The organism is Nonomuraea aridisoli, from assembly GCF_003236395.1.
Lineage (GTDB): Bacteria > Actinomycetota > Actinomycetes > Streptosporangiales > Streptosporangiaceae > Nonomuraea > Nonomuraea aridisoli.
Map to the genome: position 1 here is coordinate 1 of NZ_POUD01000020.1, position 26,138 is coordinate 26,138.

Below are 26,138 nucleotides of genomic sequence, written 5' to 3' on the forward strand. Positions count from 1 at the left end.
CGCCACCCCCATGCGGGCCGCTGAACCCCCCAAGACCATCACTCTGATCACCGGGGACAAGGTCACCCTTCGTCCGCTGCCCTCCCGGCAGACCCAGCTCGACGTCCAGCCGGGCGCGGGCCGGGACGGCATCCACTTCGTGCACCGCCGCGGCGAGGACGGGCTCAGCGTCGTCCCCGCGGACGCGATGCCCCTGCTGGCCGAGGGCCGGCTGGACCCGCGGCTGTTCAACGTCACCCGGCTCGCCGAACTCGGCTACGACGACGCCGCCAGCCCGGCGCTCCCGCTGATCGTGACGTACCCGGAACAGGCCGGGGCCGCCGCGCTGCGGGCCGCCGGCGGGCGCCCGCTGCCCGCCGTCAACGGCGTCGCCAGGAGCGAGCCCCGCACCGAGGCCGGCACGTTCTGGAAGTCCGTGACCGGAACGGCGGCCAGGACGGCGGCGGCGCCCGCGAAGATCTGGCTGGACGGCAAGTCCACCGTGTCCCTCGACGTCAGCGTGCCGCACATCGGCGCGCCCGCGGCGTGGTCGGCCGGCCACACCGGCGAGGGCGTCCCCGTCGCCGTGCTCGACACCGGGTACGACCCCGGCCACCCCGATCTGCGGGGCCTGGTCGTCAAGTCGGAGAACTTCACCGCGGAGCCCGACGCGAGCGACCTCAACGGCCACGGAACCCACGTCGCCGCCACGATCGCCGGGTCCGGCGCCGCCTCTGACGGCCGGCACAAGGGCGTCGCCCCCGGCGCCCGGCTGCTCGTCGGCAAGGTCTGCGACCAGGGCGGGTCCTGCTCCGACTCCGCCGTCATCGCCGGCATGACCTGGGCGGCCGAGAACGGCGCCCGCGTCGCCAATCTCAGCCTCGGCAGCCCCGACACCCCTGGCGCCGACCCGATGGAGCAGGCACTCGACACCCTGTCGGAGCAGTACGGGACGCTGTTCGTGGTCGCGGCCGGCAACGGCGGCCCGCAGGCGCTCGGCTCGCCCGGCAGCGCCGACCGCGCCCTGTCGGTCGGGGCCTCCCACCGCGACGGCGACGCGCTCGCCGGCTTCAGCAGCACCGGTCCGCGCCCGGGCGACGCCGCGGTCAAGCCCGACCTGATCGCGCCCGGCGTGGGCATCGTCGCCGCCAGGGCCGCCGGCACCTCCGCGGGCACCCCGGTGGACGACTCCTACACGGCGATGGACGGCACGTCCATGGCCACCCCGCACGTGGCCGGGGCGGCGGCGATCGTCGCCGGCGCCCACCCCGGCTGGACAGCGGAGCAGATCAAGGCGGCGCTCATGGCCTCGGCGGCCCCCGGCGAGGAGTTGGGCGCGTACGTCCAGGGCTCCGGCCGCGTGGACGTCGCCCGCGCCGTCACCCAGCGGATCACGACCGAGCCCGCCAGCCTGAGCATGGGCGAGGTGGAGCTGCCCGGCACCGGCGGCGAGGAGCGCACGCTGACCTACCGCAACGACGGTGACGCCGCCGTCCGGCTCGACCTCAGCGTGACGGCCAAGGACGGCCAGGGCGAGGCGGCGGCGCCGTTCAGACTCAGCGCCGAAACGGTGGAGGTGCCCGCGCACGGCACCGCGCGGGTCACGGTGACCGCCGAGGCGGGCGAGCTCGGCACCTACAGCGGCACGGTCATCGCGAAGAACGCGGACACGTCCGTGCGCACCGGCATCGGCATGCGGGTCGAGCCGGAGAAGTACGGGCTGAAGCTGGCCTTCACCGGCACGGACGGCGAGCCGGCCACGGCGGCCTTCGCCGGGGTCATCGACCTCGACGAGGAGAACCAGGTCAACTACGACGTCTACGGCGGCACGCTGGACCTCAGGCTGCCGAAGGATCACCGCTACACCGTCGTCATGCTCATGCTCGACAACGACGGCAGCACGGTGATGGCCGCCGAGCCGGAGTTCACCCTCGACGCCGACCGGCGCGTGACCATCGACGCCCGCAGGGCCGAGCCCGTGGACGTACGCACGCAGGAGCCCTCCGCGCGGCTGGCCTTCGGCCTGGTCGGCATGCTCCAGATCCTCGACGCCGCCCAGCCGCTCGGCGTGGACGTCGACCTCACCGGCCTGCGGGGCGCGGACCGCGTCGAAGGTGTCAAGGCGATCCCGACGACCCGTACGGCGAGCAGGAAGTTCGCCTTCTACCGGTGGACGCAGTGGGCGAAGCCGAAGAGCGACGGCACCTTCGACGACAGCCCGTACTTCTACCAGCTGATGAAGGCCGAGCCGCGCATCCCGGCCGACCCCGGACACCGGCCTGCCCGCCGCGACCTGGCCCAGGTCACCACCACGTACGCCGCCCAGCAGGACGGCAAGTACGGCGAGCGCTTCGCCCTGCCGGTGCTCTACGGCACGGAGCTGGCGTGGATGCCGTACGGCGGGCTGTCGCGCTTCCCGCTGCCCTTCCGCAGGACCGAGTACTACTCGCCCGGCGACACCGGCTGGTACCCGTCGTTCATCCAGTACCGGCCCGATCCGTGGAACAACATCGACCAGTTCTTCTTCGGCCGGACCACCGTCTACCGCGCCGGGCAGAAGACCGAGGACCGCTGGAACACCGGCGTCTTCGCGCCCTCGCTCCTGCCGGGCGGCGACCTCAGCTGGCGTGAGGGCGATCTCATGCAGTTCGCGGTCGGGCTGTTCGAGGACCCGGTCACCGAGCGGTATTCCGTCGGCGACCACACGCAGGCGCACGCCACGCTCCACCGCGACGGCAAGGAGGTCTTCTCCGCCGACTACCTGCCCCCCACCGTCGACGTGCCCGCCGACGCCAAGGAGAGCGCCTACCGGCTGGCCCTGTCGGCCACCCGCGACCCGGCCATGACGAAGGTGTCGTCGAAGGTCAGCGCCGAGTGGCGGTTCCGGTCGAGGACGCCAGCGCAGGGCGAGCGTCCGGCGCTGCCGCTGATGACGTTCAAGATCGCTCCGGAGCTGGACGACCGCAACCGCGCCGAGCCGGGCCGCATGCGCATCCCGCTGCGCCTGGAGCGCCAGGCCGGATCGCCCGATCCGCGCCTGCGCACGCTCACCTTCGAGATCTCGTACGACGACGGCCGGACGTGGCAGCCGGCGCGGGTGCATCCGGGTCCCAAGGGCACCTGGACGGCTGAGACCTCGCACCCGGCGAGCGCGCGCGGATCGTTCGTGTCGCTGCGGCTCAAGGCGGACGACGCCGGCGGCAACGGCTTCGCCACCACCATCACCAGGGCGTACCAGATCAAGTAGAACGCCCGGGTCGTCCCGGCCGGTGGGGCTCCACCGGCCGGGACGGTCAATCGGCAGAGCCTGTCAGAGACCGGCCCTGCTCGCGGCCTGGCGACCGCCGACCAGCGGCAACCGGAAGTTGCTGATCTTGGTCGTCACGCTGATGTTCGCCCGGGTCTGGTCCGGGACGCTGGAGTAGCTGCGGTAGCTGCCGACCACGATCAGGCCGATCCGGTGGCCCGGCTGGAACACGTGGTCGACCGGTAGCAACGGCAGGTCGAAGTCGTACTTCTCACCGGGGACGAGCGGCTCCGGAGTGGTGAGCGAGTTCCGGTTGAGCGCGTCCATGATGCCCTTGCTGACCCGCTCGCGGTCGCTGGTCACGATGTTCTTCGCCGTCTGCTTGTAGCAGGCGTCGTCCCTCGGGCTGCTCTCGCCCCAGCAGTCCTCGGTGGTCAGCGTCCTGATGCCCTCGCCGGAGGTCTCCCAGCTGAGCCTGGTCTGCGGGCCGTAGTCGACCAGGACGGCGCCGAGGTTGGTGTCGGTCTGGTCCGCCGAGGCGTTCAGCCGTACGACCGGGGTTCCGGAGACGTGCAGCGGCGCGGTGAGCGGCTCGGAGAGGAACACCAGGCGGTTCGGGCCGACGTTGGAGGTGTCGCTGACCATCTGGGTCTCGGTCTGGCTGGGGTTGTCGTGGAACGTCAGGTCGGCCGGGCGGCCCTTGGCGGGCTTCACCGACAGGCCGGTGGGGCCGCCGGCGACCTCGGCGGGCTGGAACCACAGCTTGGTCGGCTTCGCGCCGGGGACCGGCCAGTCACGGTAGGACTCGAAGACGTCCGGCGCCCGCTCGATGTCGACCCGGGGCTCCTTCATGATGTCGTTGGGCACGTCCTGCAGCCAGTGATCGAACCACCGGTGCAGCGTGTCCACCCACTCCGTGCGGCGGAAGTCGAACGGGTCGACGTGCCCCTCCTGCCCGAGCAGCAGCTTGCGCGGCACGTCGTGCTTGGCCAGCTCGGCCCAGAACTGGCTGAAGTGGTCGGGACGTACGTTGTCGTCGTGCAGGCCGTGCACCATGAGGACGCTGGCCCGGACGTTCGCGACGTCCTTGACGTAGTTGCGCTCGGCCCAGAAGTCCGAGTAGTCGCCGGTGTCGTCGCCGTCGGCCGCGCCCAGCTCTTCTCGCACCGGAGCGCAGTGCGCGCGCCGGTCGGGGTCGGTCACGGTGTTCGCCAGGCTGGCCACGTAGTTGTTGCCGCGGGTGACGACGCCGTTCTTGCGGGTGTAGTCGTAGTAGTTCGACGGGCCGCCGATGGGGACGATCGTGCTGAGGCCCTCGACCCCGGTCACCGCCGTCGCCATCGCCAGGTTGCCGTCGTACGACTTGCCGATCATCCCGGTCTTGCCGTTGTGCCAATCGGGGGAGGCGACCACGTCGCCGTCGGCGTCGCGCGCGGTGCCCCGGCCGTTCAGCCAGTCGATGGCCACTTTGGCGGACAGGTTGTCGGGCGTGCCGTTGGTGGTCGGGCAGCCGGTGGAGTTGTTGGTGCCCACCATGTCCAGCAGGACCACGGCGTAGCCGCGGGGCACGAAGTAGTTGTCGTAGAACAGCGGCCACTTGTCGAGCAGGCCGTCGCCGTCGGTGTCCTGCTTGAGCTCGGACTCGTTGCCGCGGCCGAGCGTCGAATAGTACGGGCTGGCGTCCATGACGACCGGCACCTTCAGGCCCTGCTCGGTGGCCCGCGGACGCATGATGTCCACCGAGATCTGGTCGTTGACCCCGTCATGGTCGCTGTCGAAGGGGGCGTCCACCCAGGCGTGTTCGCGGATCGCGTCGGCGTAGCCGAACACCGGCTGCGTGACGCCGTTCTCCACGACGATGCCGGGCCGGCTGTCGGCCGCGGCCGACGTGAACTGACCCTGCGACACGAGTAGCGACACGGCTGCGAACAGGCCCACGCCGAATGCCGTCCTGCGGCGTGCCGGGCTCATGCGTGTTCCGCCAATGATGCGAATAAAAGGGATAGCATGCGGCGAACCGTACAAACGACCGTTCTGCGGAGCATTGGTCGTTTGCCGCAAACGCGCGCCCTTGATTGCGACGGTTGACGAATGCCGCCGCCGCGCGCCTGATCAGAGCACCCTCACTCGCGGCGCTCGGGGGCGCTGGGGGAGGCGGCGGCGCCGCTGGCCCGGCCGGTGCGCACCCAGGACTTCGCGCGCGGCGCGAGCTGGTACTGCCGGCCGCCCACGCTGATCGTGCGCAGCGTGCCCGCCGTGGGGAGCACCCCGGCGAAGTAGGGGTCCTTCTCCGCCTCGTCCGCCATGAGGTGCTTGTTGCTGATGCTCAGCCGCCGGGTGTGCTCCGAGGCGATCACGCCGGTGGCGGGGGCGGCGGTGACGAGGGCCAACGCACGATGAGGGGGTGCATGCCGTACATCCGGGGGGGTGAGTGAAGATCAAGAGGGACGGGGTGAATCTAGCGGGTGATCCCGGCGCCGGTCTCACTCTTCGATCCGGGCATACTTGACCGAATCGTCGGACGGGAGACGCCAACGCATGAAGACGCCACCTGGTGCGGAGCGGACTGACGGATCATCCGTCCAGATCGGCGCTCTCGTTCCGCTGACCCGGCCCGGCTGGGTCGAGGCGGGCCGGCACCTGCTCGCCGGGCTCGAACTGGCCGTACGCGACGTCAACGGCGACGGCGGGATCGCCGGAAGACCACTCGAGCTGGTGGTCCGGGACACCGCGGCCGATCCGGAGCGGGCCGCGGCGGCCGTGGACGAACTGGCCCGCCTGGGCGTGGCCGCCTTGGCGGGGGAGTACCACAGCGTCGTCGCGCGCGCCGCCGCCGCCAGGGCCGACGCCCTCGGGCTGCCGTTCCTCTGCTCGTCAGCGGTCCTCGACGCGCTCACCGAAGAGCCGACGGAATGGGTGGCGCGCCTCGCCCCGGCGCAGTCCCACGGCTGGCAGATCTACGCGGACTTCCTCCTCGACGCGGGCCACCGCCGAATCGCCGTGGCAACCCAGCCGAGTGTCTACTGGGCGTCCGGGACCCGCATTCTGCGCGACCACCTCGCTCCACGGGGCGGCACGGTCATCGAGCTCGACATGCGCACGCTCACCCCCACGGCCGTGTGCGACGCACTCGTCGACAACGGCGCGACAGCACTTCTTCTTCTGGTCGGCCACCCGGAGCCGGCGGTGCCGCTCGTCACGTCCGTCCGCCGCGACGAGCGGCTCGCCGAGGTCCTGATCGGCGCTCCGGCAGGGCAACCGGAGTTCGCCGAATGGGCGACGTTGCTGGGCGGCGACGGCGCCGGGATCCCGTTCTTGCGCTACCTGCCAGAGCGCCTCGGCCCACTCGGCGCACGCGTCGAGGCGGCCCTCCGCGAGCGGCTGGCCGAAGCGCCCTCCTTCGTCGCCTTCGAGGGGTACGACACGGTCGCCGTCCTCGCCGACGTGCTGCGTTCCGGCGGCACGGACCGGGCGCGCACCGCCGGGTCCTGGCCGGGCGTCGCGGTCGAAGGCACCCGTGGGCAGATCCGGTTCTCCCGCACGCCGGGCATCGGCGTCCGGCAGTGGGCTTGGCCGCCGGTCCAGGTCGTCGATCGCGATCCGGCGGCGCCCGATCGTCTTCGCATCCTGCACGCCGGCTGAGGGAGGTCCGTCGCGGCTTGCTGATCTTGTGTCCTCGACGGGTGAGGGCGCTGCTGTTACGGTGGGGCCTGGTGCGCCGGGAAGCCTGGTCGGCATGAGGTTTTGGCTTCGGAGGCGCAGATGACCCGTTCCGCGAGACGGCCCGCCCCTGGCGGAGAGCGGGACCTGGTCGTGGCCCGGGTCGGGGCCGATCAGACGGTGGAGTACCGGATGACCGGCGACGGCCCCGGCACGGTGGTGGTGTTCCACGGCGGTCACCTGCGGGCGCGGCTGGCCCTGGGCGAGGACGTCTTCATCGACGCGGGATTCCGGGTGCTCGTCCCCTCGCGTCCCGGTTACGGGCGTACCCCGTCGAGCTCGGTGACGGGCTTCACCGACGTCATCGCCGGCCTGTGCCGCGATCTCGGGATCGACCAGGTCGCGGCGGTGGTCGGCGTCTCCGCCGGTGGGCGTACCGCGTTGACCATGGCGGCCCGCCACCCGGATCTGGTGCGGCGGGTGATCCTGCAGAGCGCGGTCGGATTTCTGCCCTGGCCCGACCGGCGTACCCGCCTCGGCGGACGCGTCGTGTTCCATCCCAGAGTCGAGGGCGCCACCTGGGCGCTCCTGCGCCAGGCCCTCCGCTTCGCACCGGAACGGGCCTTACGCCTGCCCCGTGCCGGCCGAGGAACTGCCCGACCGGATGGCCGAGTTGTACGCGTACGGCGCGGCGCGCACGGTCGGCCTGGACGACCTGCTCACGCTCTGGCGGCTCATCGGGGAGACCCCTGATCAGGAGGAATTGCCGGAGAAGGTGTGCAACTACGCCGAGAACTCCGTCGTCGGGCCGTTCGCCACGGTCGCGGCCGGTGACGACCCGCGGCTGCGCGCGGAGCTGGCCGCCGCGCTTCTCACGGGGATCAGGGTGCTGCGATGGGCGTCCCCACAGGGACGGCTGGCCACCGCGCCGCCCGAGCAGGTGGTCGAGTACATCCGCCAGGGAGTGCGGGCGCTGCTGCACGGCGGTGCGGAGGACTAGCCACATCTACTCCTTGGCGAGCCTGGGTTACCGTGGCGAATGTAAACCTGTTTACTTGATACCGCCTTTCCGATGTGCCGCAGCGACTGGAGACGCAGGAGGCGGCACATGCGCACGCACCACGTCACCACCACGGACGGCGTCACCGGTGGCCGTCCTGGAGCCCTCGATGCGGGGCCGGATGAGCGAGCAGGACCAGGCGGCCATCGGTGACGCCGTCGCCCGGATGGCGGAGCTGGCCGCCGAGGGCGACCTGACGGCCGCGGTCCGCGCGTTCGCGGGCGGGCCCTTCGACGACGAGGAGATCGCCGTGGCCGAGGACGCCGGCTACTTCGAGGCCGCCGGCCGCTACGTCCCGCACCTGCTCAACCTCCTCCGGCAAGGGGTGGCGTACGAAGGACCCACCGCTGAGGATCCGGCCGTGCTCGGCGCGATCTCCGCTCCCGTGCCGGTGCTGCACGGATCCGGCACCAGGCCCTTATACCCCGTCATCGCGCGGTACGTGACCGGCCACGTCCCCCACGCACAAGTGCGCGAGATCCCGGCGCCGGTCACGCCGCCCCGCTCACCCATCCCGAGGCGCTCGCCAAGGAGCTCACCGCGTTCTTCGCCGCCACGCGGCGGTCCGGGTGACCGAGGCCCCCGTCATCGCGGTGGTACGACTTCTCGACTGCTCAGGCCGAGATCAGCCGGCGGGCTCGCCGAACCAGCGGGAGAGGTGGCCGTCCAGGTCCCGCTGATCGTCGCCGATCCAGGCGACGTGGCCGTCGGGGCGTAGCAGGACGCACGGAACATCCAGCGCCGCGGTGGGATCCGCGAGGTGATCCACCCGGTCCGACCAGCCGCCGGCGGTCAGGCGTTCGGTGCGGTCCAGCAGCAGGCCGCGGCCGCGATGGAGCAGACCGTAGAGGTGGCCCTGTTTCACGTCGATGTCGCGCAGGCGGCGGCCGAGCAGGTCGGGGCCTTCGCCGAAGTCGTAGCGGATGCCGATCGCGGTGATCTTCTCGATCAGATGGCGGTTCACCTCCTCGAAGTCCATCAGTTCGGTGAGCAGCCTGCGCACGGCCCGCGGGCCCGGCTCGGGGGACAGCAGTTCCGTCTGGGCGCGGGTGTTGTCCAGCACGTCCTCGGCGACCGGACGACGTTCGGCCTGGTAGGTGTCCAGCAGTGTTTCCGGGGCCCAGCCGCGGACCTGCGCGGCCAGTTTCCAGCCGAGATTGAAGGCGTCCTGGACACCCAGGTTGAGGCCCTGCCCGCCGATGGGTGGATGGACGTGTGCCGCATCGCCGGCCAGCAGCACCCGCCCGACCCGGTAACGTTCGGCCAGCCGGGTGGCATCGCCGAAGCGGGACAACCAGCGCGGGGAGTGCACGCCGAAATCGGTTCCGGCGACGGTGCGCAGCTGCTGTCGGAAATCCTCCAGGGTGGGCGGTACCGCGCGGTCGCCGACTCCCGCGGCGGGCACCACGACGCTGTAGATCCCTTCGCCGAACGGCCGGAGCCAGAACGGCTGACGGGTCTCGCGGAGTTCGGCCACCTTGGCGGCGATCTCCTCCTGCGGCGCGCCCACTTCCATCTCGCCCATCAGCGTCTCGGTCCGCGAGGGCTCGCCGGGGAAGCCGACGCCGAGCAGTTTGCGCACCGTACTGCGTCCGCCGTCACAGCCGACGAGGTAGCGCGAACGCAGCCGTTGCCCGTCGGCCAGCTCGACGGTCACGCCGTCGTCGTCCTGCTCGAGACCGGCCACCGCACAACCGCGCCGGACCTGCGCACCCAGCTCGATCGCATGCTCTTCGAGCAGGCGCTCGACGACCGGCTGCGGGATGCCGAGCAGATAGGCGTACGTGGAGTCCAGGCTCTTGGGCGCGGGTTTGGGGATGGCGGCGAAGAAGCCGCCGGCCGGACGCCGTCGGCCATGCTGGAGCGTGCGCTCCAGCAGTCCGCGCATCGCCATCAGTTCGAGACTGCGCATGTGCAGACCGACTATGCGGACGAACGACTTGGGCTCGGTCTCCTTCTCCAGAACGAGTACCCGCACGTCGTGCAGCCGCAGCTCGGCGGCCAGCATCGCACCGGTCGGCCCGCACCCGGCGATGATCACGTCGAACATGAAGTGCATTGGTGTTGCCTTTCGGGAGTGCCTTGTCGGCGAGGCGCTCCCGGCGACACCTACGTCAATCGCCGGACCATGACGGGAAGGGGGAGCACCCACATCGATACAACGTTCATGGGTCTCACCTCCTCGGGCGGTGTCACGGTCATCTGCAAGCTACAAGCCCGATCATCATCCCGTCCAACCCTTTTCCGGCCACATGATCGCGACCCCGAACGGGCCGCGCGGTCGCAGGCGGGGGCCGGGGTGTATAGGAACTCCCTATAGCACCTGCTGACATTTCGTCTTTGCCTTCCGTTCTTTTCCGGGCGTAGCGTGAAACAGCTCGACGACGACTTTCTTTGAAGATGCGCGCTGTGCGCACGTCGATTCTTATTTTTTTATCGAAAGGACCGGAGATGGAGAACGGATCGGGAGCGCGAGAGCTCGTGGGAAAGCGGGCCCTGGTCACGGGTGGTTCCCGCGGAATCGGAGCCGCCATCGTGCGCCGGCTCCTGGACGCGGGCGCCGACGTGCTCACGACCGCCAGGTCGGCGACGAGCCCGGTGCCGGACGGGGCCGCCTTCGTGGAGGGCGACGTACGGACACGGGCCGGCGCGGAGGCGCTCGCCGCGGCCGCTCAGGAGACGCTCGGCGGGGTGGACATCCTGGTCCACAACGCGGGCGGGGCGCGACCGCACCAGGGCAGCGCGGCCATCCCCGACGAGGAGTGGCAGGACGCGCTGGACCTGAACTACCTGGCGTCGGTGCGGCTGGACTCGCTGCTCACCCCGGGGATGCGGGAACGGCGTTCGGGGAAGATCGTGCACGTCTCCTCGGCCGCGGTCCCCACCTCCGTTGCGCCGTTCCTGCACTACACGGCGGCGAAGGCGGCGCTGGAGAACTACAGCCGGGGACTGGCCCTGGAGCTGGCCCCGTTCGGCATCCGGGTCAACACCGTGAGCCCTGGCAGGGTCGCCACTCCCGGCGGCGAAGCGACGCGGGAGCAATGGGCGAGCCTGGACGCGGCGCCGGGCCAGAGCGACGCACCCGCCGTGCCGCTGGGGCGCGACGGGCGGCCCGACGACCTCGCTCACGCCGTGCTGTTCCTGGTGTCCGACCGGGCGAGCTGGCTGACCGGGAGCAATCTCGTCGTGGACGGCGGCGAATTCCCCAGGGGTTGACGCCGGCATTCCAGAACGCCGATTGCGGAACCACTCATCGATTTGTGTCGGAGCGAAATACCGGCACATCGCCGAGTTTCGCGAGAAAGAAAGAATTCTGGCATGAACAAGTACAGTGACAAGAATGTTGTGATCACGGGCGGCGGCAGCGGCATGGGTTTCGCGATGGCGAAGCTGCTGGTGGACGGCGGAGCTCGTGTGCTGATCACCGGTCGTTCTCAGGCCACGCTCGACGCCGCACGGGAGCGGCTCGGCGAGAACGCGGTGGCCGTCCGAGGCGATGTGGCCTCACTGTCCGACCTGGATGCTCTGGCCGACCGGGTGAAGGGCGAGCTCGGCACGATCGAGGGCCTGTTCGTCAACGCCGGCATCGCACCCCTCACGCCCTTCGCGTCGACGACCGAGGAGATGTACGACGAGCTGTTCGCGATCAACGTCAAGGGCGCGTACTTCACCGTGCAGAAGCTCGCCCCGCTGCTGAGCACGGGCGCCGGCGTCGTCCTCACCACCTCGATCGCGAACGTCATCGGCATGCTGGACACCAGTGTCTACGCGGCCGGCAAGGCGGCGCTGCGCTCGATGGCCCGCAGCCTCTCCCGGGAGCTGCTTCCGCGCGGAATTCGTGTCAACGCGGTCAGCCCCGGTCCCATCGACACGGGAATCCTGGAGAACACCATGACCGCAGAGGCTGCCGAGCAGTTCAAGGCGCAGCGGGTCGCGGGCAATCCCATGCGGCGTTTCGGCACCCCCGACGAGGTCGCCAGGGCGGCCGCCTTCCTCGCCTTCGACGCCACTTACACCACCGGCGCCGAGCTCGCCGTGGACGGAGGCGCCACGCAGCTCTGAGCTCGCCCTGCCGTTCCGCCCTACGACCGACGAAAAGGTTCTCATCATGACCGTCCAGGGATCATCCGCCGTCGTCCTGCGCGCGCACCGTACGCATCTGGACCAGCCGCCCAGCTCGCTGCTCGACGTGATCACGCTCCCTCCGCAGGAGCCGGCTGCCGGCCAGGTTTGGGTGCGGAACCTGTTCCAGCAGGTGATCGCGGCGAGCGGAGACCTGATGTTCGAGACCACCCAGATCCCGGTGCCCACCTTCCGGGTCGGCGAGCCGATCCACGGCCCCGCGATCGGCAGGGTCGTCGAATCACGCGCCGACGACCTGCCGGTGGGTACCGTCGTGCTGCACATGTCAGGCTGGCGCGAGGAGAGCGTCCTGGGTCCGGGCGAGGCGTTCCCCGTGCCCGAGGGCGTCTTCCCCGGTCCCGAGTACCTGCTCAACCAGGGCGTGCCCGCCTACCACGGCATCGTCGACATCGCCGCCGTCGGTGAGGGTGACGTCGTCCTCGTCAGCGGGGCCGCCGGCGGCGTCGGGTCGATGGCCGCGCAGATCGCCAAGGCACGCGGCGCCGCGTACGTCATCGGCATCGCCGGCGGGCCCGAGAAGGCCCGCTACCTCGTCGACGAGCTCGGCCTCGACGCCGCCATCGACCACCGCAACGACGACCTCGACGAACGGCTCACCAAGCTCGCCCCCGACGGGATCACCGCCTTCTTCGACACCATCGGCGGCTCCCAGTTCGAAGCCGCGCTCCGGCACACGGCGTTCGGGGCCCGCTTCGCGTTGTGCGGCGCCCTCGCCGGACAGGTCGGCGGAGGCGACGGCGGGCACCCCCGCCTCGACATCATGACCGCGCTCGTGCACGAGGTGCAGATCCGCCCCTTCACCACCAGGCACACCCCCGACCAGGTCCAGGCCTGGAACACCCACTACGCCCGGTGGTACGCCCAAGGCCGGATCAGGTTCGCGCACACGCTCCTCGAAGGCACCCTCCAGCGCGCCATCACCGCCCAGGACGAGCTCCTCGCCGGCGTGCACCGCGGCAACGTCATCGTGAGACTCGCCGACTAGACGAGCCTCCTCGACCCGGCACTCCCGGTCAGGACACCGGAGAGAAGGAGGCGGCCTTGTGCCAGGTCTCCTGACGGAGGAGATCGAACAGGGCCGTCTCCGCCGGGCCCGCGCCGGGCCGGACCACGGCGATGACGGGCTGGGACACGACCGGGAACACCGGGCGGACGAGGTGCTCGTGACCGTGGGGCACCGCGGAGGCCGGGACGAGCGTCACCCCCAGCCCGTGGGCGGCCCAGCGCACGGCCGTCGCCGTCTGGGACACGCGGGCGACCGTGGTCGGGGTCAGCTCGTTGTCCCGCAGCACGTTCAGCAGCACGCCGTCGAGCGCGCTGTCGCGGTCGAACCGCACCCACGGCTCCCCCTCCAGTTCCCGCAGGTCGACCCGGTCCGCGGCGAGCCGCGGGTGCCCGGCGCCCAGCACCACGACGAACTCCTCGTCGCCGAGGTGGTGGGCATTGGCGGGGGACCGCTCGCACGCCGCCATCAGGGCGAGGTCCAGCACACCTCGGCGACACAGCCGCTCCAGCTCGGCGGAGCTCGGCTCCTCGAAGACGGTGACCTCCAGCCGGGGGAAGCGGCGACGCAGCGTGCCCAGTGCGCCCGGCAGCTGCCGCGTGCCGAAGCCCATCTGCGCCGCGACCACCAGCTCGCCCACCAGATCATCGGCGCCGGCCCGCGCCGTCGCCCGCGCCCGCCGCGAGGCGTTCACCGCGACCTCCGCCTCCCGCAGGAACGCGCGGCCGACCACGGTGGGCACCAGCCCGGTCGCCGTGCGGGCGAACAGTTTCACGCCGAGTTCCCGCTCCAGGCTGCGGATCTGCTGGGACACCGACGGTTGAGCCACGCGCAGCAGCTCCGCCGCCGCCGTCACCGAGCCCTGCTCGGCAACGGCCAGCGCGTACTCGAACTGACGAAGGCTCATCGGCTCCCGTCTCCCTCCCTGCGGTGGACCGCGGTCCTCCGGGTGCGCTCGCTTCCTGACTGTGGGGAACGTCGGCAAGGATCAGGGCGATTCCCACGGGGACGCGGACCGGCCCGGACTCACGCCTGCCCCGATGCCGGCTCCACCACCTCACGTCCGAGGGCGCGCCGAGCCGGGTGGGCGGGGCCCCAGGCGCCCGCGCCGCGCGAGATGTACAGCCCGAGCTCGCGAGCGTCGGGCAGCAGCTCCGCTACGACGCTGCCACGCCCGCAACGTCTTACAATGCCGTGATCAATGGATGGTCACCGGTGGGCGATTTCGGCTGTGATGGCTGGGCCCTCCTGCTGGATCCATGTCTCTGCACGAGGTAGTCGGTCCTTCGCTCCCTCGTTCCAGAAACGTCGGAACACCGGGTCTCTTTCGGCTGCGGCGCGCATGTTGACGTGGAAACGGCCGATCATCGCAGTCGCCGTGGGCACGAGGACGCGGCGCTGGTCCGGCGTCATGTCATAGGCGTCGGCGAACACCGCGACGCGGTGCGGGATGTCAAGGTCGCGGAAGGCGGGCGCCCGGTCCTCGGGATGCATCAGGGGTGCCCAGTAGTAGAGGGCATTGGCGATGTCGTCGACCCGTGTGGTGGGCCTGGCCAGGTCGAAGTCGATGAGCGCCGCGGGCAGGCCGTCGCGGAAGACGACATTGCCGGGGCAGTAGTCACGGGGGCTCACCAGCGGCGGCTCACCGTCCGGGGTCGAGTTCCGGACCTGTGTTCCGGGGATCCCGCCCCAGACGGCGTCCTCTGGTACGGCCCAGCCCTCGGCGGCGTCGTGCAGCCGACGGATCAGCTGCGCCAGTGCGACCAGCACCTCTTCTTTCGCCGTCTCCGGCGGGAGAGGTTCACGGGGAACGTCGCCGGGGACGAAGGACAACACCTCGCGGCCCTGTTCGTCGAGTCCGAGAGGGACGGGCGCCTCGGAGAAGCCTGCGGCGTGCAGGTGCGCCAGGAAGGCCTGGATCGTCAGGGTGAACGGCCGGACCGGGCGGCGCACGGTGTCCCCGACCCGCACGATGCCTTGGGTGACGCCGTCACCGACCAGCGGTTCCTCATCGGACCGATCGATGCCACGGCTCTGGTCGGTCACGGATTCTCCATGGGTGTCGGTTCGGGTTGACCAAACAGCGTTGACCAAACAGCGTTGACCAAACAGCGTTGACCAAACAGCGTTGACCAAACAGCGTTGACGCTGACGCGGAAGGCGGGACCGGACCAGTGGTCGGCGCGCGAGCTCGAGGAGGGTGGCGCGCCGGTTCTCTCGTAGCCGGGCGCCACGCTTCGTCTGTAGATCGAGTACTACGTCGAGCGGCTTGGCGCTGTCCGGCACGCAGGCGGCGGAGGCTCCGGGTCAGGCCCGACGGAGGACGCAGAACTCGTTGCCCTCCGGGTCGGCGAGGACGATCCACGGGACGTCGCCCTGGCCGACGTCGGCGAGCGTCGCGCCGAGGGTCTGCAGCCGGGCCACCTCCGCCGCTTGATCGTCACCGGGGTACGGCAGCAGGTCGATATGGACGCGGTTCCACACGGTCTTCACGCCGGGCGTTGTGCGGATGAACTCGAGATACGGCCCGACACCCTTGGCCGAGCGCAGCCGAGCGTGATCGTCGCTCACCTCGTGCAGGGTCCAGTCCGTCGCCTCGCCCCAGAACCGGGCCATGGCCCGCGGGTCCGCGCAGTCGACCACCACCGCGGCGATCGGCCCGGTGTCGCGGTAGATCTCGCGAGGCTCCAGCACGCAGAACACGTTGCCCTCCGGGTCGGCCAGAACCGTCCACGGGACGTCGCCCTGGCCCACATCGGCGGGCGTCGCACCGAACTCCTTCAGGCGCGCGACCAACTCCGTCTGATGGGCCGCAGAGGTGGTGGCAAGATCGAGATGCGCGCGGTACTTCACCGTCTCAGGGGCCGGGACGGTGACGACATCGACGCAGACGGCGACGGGGTCCGGCCAGACGAAGCCCACGGGTTCGACGTTCGTCACACCGGGGCCCTCGCTGGAGACGCCCCAACCGAGCGCCTCCGCCCAGAATCGGCCGAGCGCCGAGTCATCGCGAGCCTTGAAATTCACCTGAACAAGTTGCAGCGCCATGCCGCCCACCCTAAGCCCCGCAGAAAAACCGGCGTCCGCCGCAGGTCGAGCTGCTTGACCCAGGCCTGTGAGACCTCCAACCAGACGAACGCGTCGGCGTGGAAGCTGAACGTGCCAAGGTCGACATCACGGTTGGCGCCTGTTGGGAGCCGCACAGTTGCGCGAGCTGGAGCCGATGCGCGGGGCCGGAGGGATGGTCAGCGGATTTTGCCGGAGGCAGTAGGCACGATGGGATGCCGCGGGTGGTGAGGTGTCCTGCTTGTTCGCTCGCCCGTCACCGACGAGACCGGGCGACGGTTTCGTCGAACGAGGGCAGTGGCTTGATCAGCGGGTTGAGGATCTCCGCGGCTTCCTGCGTGGTGATGACGTCGGCCGGGTCGAGCTTGATGATCTCGGCATTGTCGGGGTCGACCTCCCAGACGTCCTCGCCGATGAGCCGGCCGTGGTCGTCGTAGGGCCAGACCATCTCCTCGCGCGCCTTGTAGATGTACATGGCGTTCTCGTCGTCGATGTCGAACCCGGCGGCGGCCAGGACCTTGCCCGGCTTGAACTGGTAGCCCGTCATCATGGAGGCGACCATGTTGTCGCCGACCGCGATCTTCTCGTCGTCGGTGTACATGACGCACTCGCCGGTCTCGGCCCAGGTGCGGTACAGGTTGCGGATCGCGTCCTGTCCTCGCAGGGTCGTGTTGAGGCCGAGGGCGTGGAGGTGGTAGACGGGATCTTCCACCATCATGTCGGGCGCGAAGATCTCTTCGTACCGTCCGGCGATCTCCAGGTAGCGGTGGCGGTGGTAGGCCTGCAAGAGGAACCGGTGCCGCGGGTTGTCGGTCGTTTCAAGCAGGCGCTCGATCGCCTGGTTCGTCTTGGTGATGTCGAGCTTCATGCTGGCACTTCCCTTCTCCGCTTGAGGTGGCTTCACGAGGCCTTGGTCACCGCGCCTTGGTCACCGCGCCTTGGTCACCGCGGGGGGTTTCCAGGTGCCGTCGATGGCGCTCTGCCTGGGCCAGTACATGCGAAGCATGAGGTTGAAGTCGCCGGTCGGGGCGGGTAGCCAGTTCGACTGGCTTCCCGCGGGAGGGTCGTGCTGGATGGACAGGTCGACTGACCCGTCCGCGTTGGCGGCCGGCTGGGCGGTGTGCCCGATCTCGTACCGGTCGATGGGGTTTTCGAGCAGGAAGCCCTGGGCGTCGTACATGGTGATCGACCAGAACGCGTCGGCCGGCGGAGTCTGGCCGGGTTCGAAGTGGATGGTGTATGTGTTGGCGCCGTTCAGCTGCTGTTTCGTGCCGTCGACGAAGGTCAGCGGATAGATGGCGTCCTGGGGCAGGTTCGCGCCCAGGCCCTGCCAGGCGGTGGCCGCGCGCCGGAGATAGTCGGTGCCGTAGCTGCCCAGGTCGGTGGCGTATCTCCAGCCGTTGACGTCCTCGCCCAGCGTGGCGACGCCCGCCTTGATCCGTTTCTGCGCCTCGGCCGGCGCTTGGTCGAGTGCCTGTGCCGTGGCCTCGTCGAGAGTGTCGGCGCTGAACGGCCGGCCCGGCCGGATGCCGAGTTTCGCCAGCGTGGCGACCATGGGCGCGTCCGCCGGGGCCGGGGGGTTGGCCCGCATGGCGGTGGCCAGGTGGGAGAAGAAGGTCCGGGCGTTCATCTTCTCGACCTGAGCCGGTGGAGAGGCGGCGGAAATGGCGGGATCGGTCTTCCCGGCCGGAGGCGTGTACGGGCCGTTGCCGTACCTGCTGAGCGGCTGGAGGGTGTACCGGGCCACGAGCTTCAGCACGGCGGGCAGGTCGGAAGGTCCGTTGAGCTGCGTGCGGCCCAGGACCCACGCCGTGTCGGTAGGCGACTTGAGCTGCTTGACCCCGTCGGGAAGGGAACCGCGCCAGTTCGGGCCGGTGATGGCGAAATCGCCCTCACCGGTGCCGGTGGTCCGCTCCCCGGGTGAGGCGAACACGTTGGTCCAGCCGTCCAGCATGGGCATCAGGTAGTAGCGGCCGTGGGTGTCCGGCACGTGCAGCACGATGGGTTCCTTGGCCAGATCCAGCCAGGCGGAGGTGTAGAGGGTGTCGACGTTCGGCGACACCACGCCTTTGAACGCGGGCCCCGGGACGTTCTCGCCCTTCCCGAACTGGTTGATCGGCGCCCTGAAGGTGAGCGGATCCGGCTTCTCCACGTTGGTCATGGTCTTCTTGGAGGTCTCCATCAGGACCAGGGGATAGCCGTAGATGTACGCCTGGACGGCATCCTCGTTCAGGTCGCCGCGCATGGTGCGTGAGGCGCGGTGGCGGGTGGAAGTCGGATCCATCGTGTCTCCTCCCCGTGAGAGGGAGATCGTGAGAGCCCTTCCGACGTGCCACTTCATTCTTCAACGGCTCATAAGCCCTCAACAGGCCCGATAGGTAAACCGTGTCCCATGGTTCTGCTCCTGGGGATTGCCGGGCTCTGCTCCTCCAAGTCCAGCCGGTCGGTGGCTGCGGCCAGGTCGCCGGCTACCGGGAGCGCACCTGGTGACGCGGGCGCGGGTGCGTCAACTCCACGTCGCCGAATCCGGGTCGATGCCTCGATCGCGGGCGTTGGCGTCGATGATGTCTCGGAGCCAGCTGACCAGGCCCGGCTCGATCGCGTCGTAGTAGGCCAAGAAGCCGGGATCGGCGGCGGAGCTTCTTCCCAGGCACACATGCATCGAAAGGGTGCAGTCGAAGTACACGCCGATGGAGGCCCTGTGCCGTTCCGCCAGAGCGTTGGCTTCGGCGCTGCCTGGCCTGACGCCGGCGCGCTTGGCTGCTGCCAGGTCGTTCTCGAGTGTCGTGATGTTGTCGGCGACCTGCTGCCAGTCCTCGGGGGTCATGCCCGCGGCGCGCTCGGCGAACTGCGTCCATTGAGCTGTGTCGCCCCACCGGTCACGTGCGCCCGCGACCGATGACGGCTCCCAGCGCTGCCCGAAGATCGCGACCTGTTCCTCCGGGGAGAGCAGGATGCCGGAGTTCGCGGCTTCGATCATGCGGTCGACCGCGTCGACCATGGCCCGCAAGCGGGAGATGCGATCGACGAGCTGGGCACGCTGTTGCCTCAGCGGCACGGTCATGTCGGCCGTCGGAGCATCGAGAAGTTCACCGATGTCGTCGAGGGACAGACCGAGCTCGCGGTAGATGAGCACCCGGTGGATGCGTGCGACGTCGCCCGCCGAGTAGAGCCGGTAACCGCCGGCGGATCGCCCGGACGGGCGGACGAGCCCGATCGCGTCCCAATGATGGAGGGTGCGGACGGTGACCCCCACGTGCGATGCCGCGGCCCCGACGGTCAGCCCGCCGGCCCCGGCGGCATCGTCCATCGCGGCGTTGGTCACGCCGTCGAGTCTGACATGCTCGTGCGCGGTTTCCCTCCTTGGGCACGGTGAAGCGCGGTTGCTTCGAGGTCGTGTGCCGCGGCCCTGCCGGGATCGAAGCCAACCTCCGGCTGGCCGAACCCGACGCGGACGCGGCCGAGCGAGGCCGGCATGAGGAACTACTTACGCTGAATGGGCGCTACGTCCAGCTTTGGGTCCACCGTGCGCACGCCGCCGGCTGGCGGATCACGGGTCAGAACGCGTCGGGGTAGAGCTGCTCCGCGATCTGCCGCACGATCGAGATGTTGCCCAGCGTTCCGGGGAACACGTCGGCGCTGGAGACCGCGATCAGCCGATCGTCGCGCACCGCCGGCATGTCCGGGAAGGTAGTGGTGAGGTACTTGCGGGTCGCGGCCTCGTGCTTCTCGTCGTACACCGAGAACACCAGCGCGTCGGGCTGCTCGGACGCGAGGGACTCGGGAGTGATCGTCGCGGCGAAGAACTTCGCGAACGCCGGCTGGTCGGGAGCGTAGACGTTGTCGGCCCCGGCCAGGCGAAGGATGTCGTACTCGATGCCGGCGCCGATGGCCTGCAGGGTAGTGCCGTCGACGTACACCTGCGCGACGCGCAGCTTGTCCACGTCGGCGAGCGCCTTGGCGACCTCGTCGAGGTCGGCCCGGCCCTTCTCGATGAGCTCGGCGGCGGCGTCTTCAACGCCGAAGATCTCGCCGATGTTCTCCAGATCGGTGAACAGGTCCGTGACCTCACCGGTCATGCGCCGGTCCTTGCACCCGCCGTTGGCGACGTAAACGGCGACTCCGGCCTGCTCGAGCTGCTCGATGCTGGCAAAGCCCTGCTCCGCGGTGAACTCGTAGGTGGTGGGCGAGTAGACGAAGTCCGGTTCGACGGCCAGCAGGTCCTCGCGGCTGGGCGGGGTGACCCCGCCGATCACCGGAATGTCCTCGGCAAGCGGTGCCACGTCCTCAGGCAGTGCCTGCGCCCTGGCCTGGGCCTGCCCGGCGACGCGGTCGGCCAGGCCCAGCCGCAGCAGCAACTCGGTCTGCGCCGGATGCATGCCGACGGCTGCTTCTGGAGCGCCGTCGACGACGACCTTCCGGCCGCAGTTCTCCAGCGTCACCGCGGCGGCCGCGCCGGACCCTTCGGAGGCCGGGGTCACAGAGGAACCGCAGCCGGCGAGAAGCAAGGCCAGGGCGACGTTCGCGATGGCGGCGGATCGTGCGGGGATGCGAGAGACGCGGGTCATGTGCGGACGCTGCTTTCTGTTCGGGTGGAGGGCGGCACGTCCTGGCCTTCGCCGCCATCGAGGCGGCGGAAGGCGAAGACGGGATCGTCGGCGTCGCCGAGGACGCGGACGTCCACGCCGAAGGTGGTGCGGATCAGCTCGGGGCTGAACACTCGGGCCGGCGGCCCGGCGGCGACGATGCGACCGGCGGCGAGCACGACGACACGGTCGCAGTACTGGGTCGCGAGGTTCAGGTCATGGAGAGCGGCGATCACGGTGCGCCCCAGACTGCGCACTGTGCTCATCAACTCGTGCTGGTGGCTGATGTCGAGATGGTTGCTCGGTTCGTCCAGCACCAGCACCGGGCTCTCCTGGGCGAGGGCGCGGGCGAGCATGACGCGCTGTCGCTGCCCCCCGGAGAGGGTGGCGACCATGCGGTCGGCGAGGTCGGTGATCTCGGCGCGGCGCATCGCCTCGTCCACGATACGTAGGTCGTCCGGGGTGTCCCGGCCGAAGGAGGCGTGGTGCGGGGCACGGCCGAGCAGCACCGTCTCCTGAACGCTCAAGTCGAAGTCGGTCACCGGGTCCTGGAGCATGACCGCGACCGCGCGTGCCGCCTGCCTGCCGCTCAGGCGCTGCACGTCCTGCCCGTCGAGGCGCACCGTGCCCTGCCGTGGCTTCAGCGCACGGTAGAGCGTACGCAGCAGCGAGGACTTTCCGCTGCCGTTCGGCCCTACCAGGCCCACCACCGTGCCCGAGTCAACGGTCAGCGACGCCTGTTGCACCACGTCCCGGCCGCCGAGGGCGACGGTGACGTCGTCGAACTCCACCCTCATCGGCCGAACCCCGCACGCTCGGCCCCGTTGCGCCGCATCAGCCACAGGAAGAACGGGGCACCGACGAAGGCGGTGAGAATGCCCAAGGGGATCTCCGTCGGCGCCGCGACCGTACGCGCCAGCAGGTCGGCGATCATCAGGAACACCGCCCCGCCCAGCACCGTCACCGGCAGCATCCGCCGATGGTCCGCACCGACCGCGATCCGCGCGATGTGCGGGATGACCAGCCCGACGAACCCGATCCCGCCGGCGACCGAGACCACGGTGCCGGTCAGCAGCGACGCCACCACCAGCAGCAGCCCGCGCAACCGGGAGGCGTTCACGCCCAGCGAGACCGCCGACTCGTCCCCGGTCAGCAGCGCGTTCAGCGACCGCGCCAGCAGCGCCGCGATCACCCCGGCCACCACGAGCGCGACAGCCGGGCCGATCAGGCTCGGCATCGACGCCGCCGACACACTCCCCAGCAGGAAGAACAGCACACTGACGACGTTCTGCGCGTCCGTGGAGATCGTCAGATAGCTCGTCACCGCACTCAGCAAGGTTCCCAACGCGACACCGGCCAGGATCATCCGCATCGGCGACAACGCCCCGTCCTTCCGTGCCAAGGCCCCCACGGCCACACAGGCCGCCAATGCGCCCGCGAACGCGGCCACGTTCAACGACAACCCGCCCAGCGCGGCCGACCCGAACACGATCACGAGCACCGCCCCGACACTCGCCCCGGAGGACACGCCGAGGATGTAGGGCTCGGCGAGCGGATTGCGCACCGTGACCTGCATCAACGCGCCCGCCAGCGCCAACCCGGCACCGGCCAGCGCCGCCAGCAGCGTCCGCGGCAGCCGGAACTGCCACACCGCCTGATCCTGCAACGGCGTCAACGACCCATCCGACATCCACGGCATCCCCGGAACCAGATGCCCGATCACGATCTGAGCCGCCTCCCCCAGGCTCACCGCCACCGATCCCACCGCACCGGACAGCACGACCAGAACACACGCTGCGACCGAGAGCGCCACGCAGGTCAGCCCCGTGCGCCGCGCCAGGCGACGCCGCGCGCGACCAGGCACGGCTTTCTGATCATCAGAGGTGGGGGAGCGCTCAGACGAACTTAAGTACACAACGCGGCATGCTAGCGAAAATGACTATCATGTTCAATTTTCGACGTCGTGATGCTTTGGGTGAGGTGAAAATCATTTTTATCCGTAGACAGTGAAAATCATTACCATCTACGCTCTCCCACAGCAAGGGGTGAACTCGTCCCCCGAGGCGGGACGGTGGGAGGGACTGCGCGTGATCGTTCATCGCCGGCTGCTGCAGCTGGCCGGCAGCGTCAAGGGGCCGATCGCGGCCTGCGTGGGGCTGGGCCTGGCGGTCAGCGCCGCGTACGTCGCCCAGGCCGTCCTGCTCGCCGCCGCCCTGTCCGCCCTGGTGCGCGGCGACGTCCCCGCCGTGGTGCGCCTGGTGGCCTGGACGTTCGCCGTGATCGTGACCAGGGCGGCGCTGCTGTGGGCCAGGGAGTCCGTGACGGTGTGGGCGGGCGCGGTCATCAAGGCCAGGCTGCGTGACCGGCTGATCGCCCACCTCGCACGCCTGGGGCCCGCGCATCTGACCGGCGCCCGCACCGGCCATGTGCAGACCACGCTGGTCGACGGCGTCGAAGGCCTCGATCCGTACTACAGCCGTTATCTGCCGCAGGTCGTCGTCACTTTCTGCGTGCCCGTGGCGTTGGTCGGCTGGTTGTTCACGGTCAACGCGGCGGCCGCGGCGATCCTCGCCGTCGCCGTGGCGAGTGTGCTGATCATCCCGAGGTTCTGGGACGCCACGCTCCTCAAACGGGGGCGCGGCCGCTGGACCGCCTTCGCCGAGCTGGCCTCCGACCATCTGGAGGCGATGCAGGGCATGGCGACCCTGCGGGCGTTCGGGGCCGTGGACACGCTGGGGGCGCGGCTGGCACGCCGGGCGCACGACCTCTACGTCACCACCATGCGACAACTCAGGATCTCGCTGGTGGAGACCGGGATCAGCGCTCTGTTCATCCAGGCGGGCACGGCCGGGGCGATTCTGGCCGCGACGACGGCGGGGAGCGCGTGGGAGGCGTTCGCGGTCCTGGTGATCACAGTGGAGTGCTTCCGGCCGGTGAAGAACCTCTCCGATGCCTGGCACGCCGGATATCTCGGGATAACGGCGGTCGACGGCATCGAAGACCTGCTGTCGGCGTCCCCGGCCGTCGAAGATCGAGGGAGGCGGAACGACTTTCCCGCGGTGGCCACCATCACGTTCGAGCGCGTCACGTTCACCTATCCAGGCGCGGAACACCCGGCCGTTCGAGACGTCGGCTTCACCGTCGAGCACGGCCGGACCGTGGCGCTGGTAGGCCCGTCCGGCGCGGGCAAGAGCACGCTGGCCGCTCTCCTGCAACGCCACTACGACCCCGGCCAGGGAACGATCAGCATCGGCGGAGTCGACATCCGCGACCTCACACTCGACGCGCTGCGCGGTGGCATCGCGGTCGTGGCCCAGGACACCTATCTGTTCCACGGCACGGTGGCCGAGAACCTGCGCCTGGCCCGCCCGGACGCCACCGACGAGGAACTGGCCGCCGCCGCCCGGCTGGCCGCCGCCCACGACTTCATCGCCGAGCTCCCCGACGGCTACGACACGCGGGTGGGTGAACGGGGGACGACGCTCTCGGGCGGACAGCGGCAGCGCCTGGCCATCGCGCGGGCGCTGCTCGCCGACGCCCCCGTCCTGGTGCTCGACGAGGCCACCTCGCACGTGGACGCGCGTACCGAGCAGGCCTTGTCCGAGGTGCGGCGGGGCCGTACCTGTCTGATGATCGCCCACCGGCCCGACACCATCCGTCAGGCCGACCACGTGGTGGTCCTGGAGAACGGAACCGTGCTGGAGGCCGTGGCATGACCCCGTCCATCCGCTGGCTCGCGGGCGCCGTCGGCGGACACCGCCGGGCCTTCGTCTCCACCCTGGTCGCTAACCTGCTCGCCCAGCTGGCCGCGCTCGGCGCGGCCGTCACCGGCGCCTGGCTGGTGGGCCGGGTCATCGCCGGCCGGATCACGCCGATCGACGTGGCGGGCGCGGTGCTCGGCGGGCTGGTCGTGGTGGCGGCGCTGGCGGCGTGGTGGGAGACGTACGTGGCGCACGATCTGGCGTACCTGGTGCTGGCCAGGCTGCGAGGCCAGGTCTTCGACGCGGTCGCCAGGATCGCCCCGGCCCGTCTGCTGGGCCGCCGCAGTGGGGACCTGTCGGCGGCGGTGCTGTCGGACATCGAGACCCTCGAGTGGCTGTTCGCGCACACCCTGGCGCAGCTCATCACCGCGGGCACGGTGCTGACGGTGGGCAGTGTGGCGGCCGCGATGATCCACCCGCTGCTGCTGACCGTCTCGCTGCCACTGGCGGCGTGCGTGCTCACCGTCCCGCTGTGGCTGCGCAAGACCTCGCGCCGGCAGGGCGACGAGCTGCGTGCCGCCACCGCCGAGCTGACCTCCGACGTGGTCGACACCGTGCAGGGCGTACGCGAGCTGACCGCCTTCCGCGCGCTGGAGCGCCGCAGGAGGCTGCTGGCGCTCAAGACGCGCCGGCTCGCCCGCGCCCAGGCGGCGAACGCGGCGAGAGGCGGCCTCGAAGCGGCCGTCACCGACCTGCTCATCGCCGTCGCGGCCGCCGGGACGCTCCTCCTGGTCGCCACGGTGATCCGAACCCCGGCGGACGCGCCGGTGGCCATGGTGCTGGCCGCCAGCTCACTGGGACCGGCGGCGCAGGTGGCGCTGCTGCTCAAGGAGTACGGCACCCTGCGCGCGGCCGCCGATCGGGTGCACACGCTGGTCACCACGCCCGCCAACGTGCCGCCGCCGCGCGAGGTCGAGGAGGTTTCGGCCGGGCCGGACGTCGTCTTCGAGGACGTGCGCTTCCGGTACGCGGACGACGGTCCCGAGGTGCTGCGCGGGGTTTCCTTCCGGGTGCCGTACGGCAAGACCGTCGCCCTGGTCGGCGCCTCGGGAGCGGGCAAGTCCACGTGCGTGTCGCTGCTGCTGCGCTTCTGGGACCCCGACGGCGGGCGCATCCTGGTCGGCGGGGTGCCGCTGCCGCGCATCTCCGGCCTGCACCGGCACGTCACGGTGGTGCCGCAGGACGTTCACCTGTTCGCCGGCACGGTGGAGGAGAACGTGCGGCTCGGCGCCCCGGACGCCGACGCCGCGAGCGCCCTGCGCACCGCCCAGCTCACCATCGATCCGGAGCTCCCGGTCGGTGAGCGAGGCGTCACGCTCTCCGGCGGCCAGCGTGCCAGGGTGGCGATCGCCCGAGCGCTCGCCACGGAGGCGCCGGTGCTGGTGCTGGACGAGGCGGTGGCCAACCTCGACACCGACAACGAGGCTCGCCTCGCCGAGGCGCTCCAGGAAGCCGCCGCCGGCCGCGCCACGCTCGTCATCGCGCACCGCCTGTCGACCATCCGCAGAGCCGACCACATCGTGCTCCTGGAGGAGGGGCGCGTGGCCGCCGAAGGCTCCTACCCGGAGCTCGCCGAACGACTGTCCCACCTCTTCGCCCGGCGGCCTTCGTAGCGGCACCGTCCGAGGAACGG

General features: G+C 70.4%; 22 protein-coding genes. 10 read left to right on the forward strand and 12 right to left on the reverse strand.

Annotated elements, in window-relative coordinates; translation table 11 throughout:
- Positions 1-3,226, forward strand: a 3,226-nt coding sequence (locus tag C1J01_RS07605; RefSeq protein ID WP_146615489.1) for a S8 family serine peptidase, incomplete at its 5' end; no start/stop codon positions are given.
- 63 nt (positions 3,227-3,289) lie between these two features.
- Here C1J01_RS07605 and C1J01_RS07610 read toward each other — a convergent pair.
- The gene (locus C1J01_RS07610) at positions 3,290-5,197 is read right to left on the reverse strand and encodes a Xaa-Pro dipeptidyl-peptidase (RefSeq protein ID WP_111177487.1); all 1,908 of its coding nucleotides are present in this window, start codon (positions 5,195-5,197) and stop codon (positions 3,290-3,292) included.
- Between the two features lie 152 nt (positions 5,198-5,349).
- Positions 5,350-5,616, reverse strand: a complete 267-nt coding sequence (locus C1J01_RS07615; protein WP_111177489.1) for a hypothetical protein — start codon at positions 5,614-5,616, stop codon at positions 5,350-5,352.
- Between the two features lie 148 nt (positions 5,617-5,764).
- Between C1J01_RS07615 and C1J01_RS07620 the strand changes: the two genes are divergently transcribed.
- The 4 genes from C1J01_RS07620 (at position 5,765) to C1J01_RS07635 (ending at position 8,664) form a co-directional block, all read left to right on the forward strand.
- Positions 5,765-6,868 (forward strand): ABC transporter substrate-binding protein, encoded by a 1,104-nt coding sequence (locus C1J01_RS07620; RefSeq protein ID WP_111177491.1) that lies wholly within the window; start codon positions 5,765-5,767, stop codon positions 6,866-6,868.
- Positions 6,869-6,988: 120 nt separating this feature from the next.
- The gene (locus tag C1J01_RS07625) at positions 6,989-7,639 is read left to right on the forward strand and encodes an alpha/beta fold hydrolase (protein ID WP_111177569.1); all 651 of its coding nucleotides are present in this window, start codon (positions 6,989-6,991) and stop codon (positions 7,637-7,639) included.
- Positions 7,551-7,886, forward strand: a complete 336-nt coding sequence (locus C1J01_RS07630) for a TetR/AcrR family transcriptional regulator (protein ID WP_111177493.1) — start codon at positions 7,551-7,553, stop codon at positions 7,884-7,886. Before C1J01_RS07625 ends, C1J01_RS07630 begins: the two co-directional genes overlap by 89 nt.
- A 148-nt stretch (positions 7,887-8,034) precedes the next feature.
- Entirely contained in the window at positions 8,035-8,664 is a 630-nt protein-coding gene (locus C1J01_RS07635) for a hypothetical protein (RefSeq protein WP_111177495.1), read from the forward strand.
- Here C1J01_RS07635 and rox read toward each other — a convergent pair.
- A complete protein-coding gene (rox, locus tag C1J01_RS07640; RefSeq protein WP_111177571.1) occupies positions 8,572-9,996 on the reverse strand; it encodes a rifampin monooxygenase in 1,425 nt (474 codons plus the stop codon). The two genes, C1J01_RS07635 and rox, sit on opposite strands and share 93 nt — an antisense overlap.
- A gap of 401 nt (positions 9,997-10,397) precedes the next feature.
- Here rox and C1J01_RS07645 point away from each other — a divergent pair, with 401 nt between their 5' ends.
- The 3 genes from C1J01_RS07645 to C1J01_RS07655 all read left to right on the forward strand — a co-directional run bounded on the left by C1J01_RS07645 (position 10,398) and on the right by C1J01_RS07655 (position 13,074).
- Positions 10,398-11,162 (forward strand): SDR family oxidoreductase, encoded by a 765-nt coding sequence (locus C1J01_RS07645; protein WP_111177497.1) that lies wholly within the window; start codon positions 10,398-10,400, stop codon positions 11,160-11,162.
- Positions 11,163-11,264: 102 nt separating this feature from the next.
- Entirely contained in the window at positions 11,265-12,008 is a 744-nt protein-coding gene (locus C1J01_RS07650) for an SDR family oxidoreductase (RefSeq protein WP_111177499.1), read from the forward strand.
- 46 nt (positions 12,009-12,054) lie between these two features.
- On the forward strand, positions 12,055-13,074 hold the full coding sequence (locus tag C1J01_RS07655) for an MDR family NADP-dependent oxidoreductase (protein WP_111177501.1): 1,020 nt from the start codon (positions 12,055-12,057) through the stop codon (positions 13,072-13,074).
- A 28-nt stretch (positions 13,075-13,102) separates the two neighbouring features.
- Here C1J01_RS07655 and C1J01_RS07660 read toward each other — a convergent pair whose 3' ends face one another.
- The 9 genes from C1J01_RS07660 to C1J01_RS07700 form a co-directional block, all read right to left on the reverse strand.
- Entirely contained in the window at positions 13,103-13,999 is an 897-nt protein-coding gene (locus C1J01_RS07660) for a LysR family transcriptional regulator (protein WP_111177503.1), read from the reverse strand.
- Positions 14,000-14,301: 302 nt separating this feature from the next.
- Entirely contained in the window at positions 14,302-15,378 is a 1,077-nt protein-coding gene (locus tag C1J01_RS07665; protein WP_235854310.1) for a phosphotransferase enzyme family protein, read from the reverse strand.
- A 21-nt stretch (positions 15,379-15,399) separates the two neighbouring features.
- Complete coding sequence (locus C1J01_RS07670; RefSeq protein ID WP_111177575.1) at positions 15,400-16,140, reverse strand: VOC family protein; 741 nt, start codon at positions 16,138-16,140, stop codon at positions 15,400-15,402.
- A gap of 274 nt (positions 16,141-16,414) precedes the next feature.
- Complete coding sequence (locus C1J01_RS07675; protein WP_111177505.1) at positions 16,415-17,026, reverse strand: hypothetical protein; 612 nt, start codon at positions 17,024-17,026, stop codon at positions 16,415-16,417.
- A gap of 60 nt (positions 17,027-17,086) precedes the next feature.
- Positions 17,087-18,442 carry a DUF1254 domain-containing protein gene (locus C1J01_RS07680; RefSeq protein ID WP_220039786.1) on the reverse strand — a complete coding sequence of 452 codons (1,356 nt, stop codon included), beginning with the start codon at positions 18,440-18,442 and terminating at the stop codon, positions 17,087-17,089.
- Between the two features lie 222 nt (positions 18,443-18,664).
- Entirely contained in the window at positions 18,665-19,483 is an 819-nt protein-coding gene (locus C1J01_RS07685) for a MerR family transcriptional regulator (protein ID WP_235854311.1), read from the reverse strand.
- A gap of 232 nt (positions 19,484-19,715) precedes the next feature.
- Entirely contained in the window at positions 19,716-20,726 is a 1,011-nt protein-coding gene (locus C1J01_RS07690) for an ABC transporter substrate-binding protein (protein ID WP_111177507.1), read from the reverse strand.
- A complete protein-coding gene (locus C1J01_RS07695; RefSeq protein ID WP_111177509.1) occupies positions 20,723-21,541 on the reverse strand; it encodes an ABC transporter ATP-binding protein in 819 nt (272 codons plus the stop codon). The genes C1J01_RS07690 and C1J01_RS07695 overlap by 4 nt, the downstream gene beginning before the upstream one ends.
- Positions 21,538-22,557 carry a FecCD family ABC transporter permease gene (locus C1J01_RS07700; RefSeq protein ID WP_438943101.1) on the reverse strand — a complete coding sequence of 340 codons (1,020 nt, stop codon included), beginning with the start codon at positions 22,555-22,557 and terminating at the stop codon, positions 21,538-21,540. Before C1J01_RS07700 ends, C1J01_RS07695 begins: the two co-directional genes overlap by 4 nt.
- Positions 22,558-22,831: 274 nt before the next feature.
- Here C1J01_RS07700 and C1J01_RS07705 point away from each other — a divergent pair, with 274 nt between their 5' ends.
- Positions 22,832-24,460, forward strand: coding sequence for an ABC transporter ATP-binding protein/permease (locus tag C1J01_RS07705; protein WP_181448622.1), 1,629 nt, complete (start codon positions 22,832-22,834; stop codon positions 24,458-24,460).
- Positions 24,457-26,118, forward strand: coding sequence for an ABC transporter ATP-binding protein (locus C1J01_RS07710; protein WP_111177513.1), 1,662 nt, complete (start codon positions 24,457-24,459; stop codon positions 26,116-26,118). Before C1J01_RS07705 ends, C1J01_RS07710 begins: the two co-directional genes overlap by 4 nt.
- Positions 26,119-26,138 lie beyond the last annotated feature (20 nt).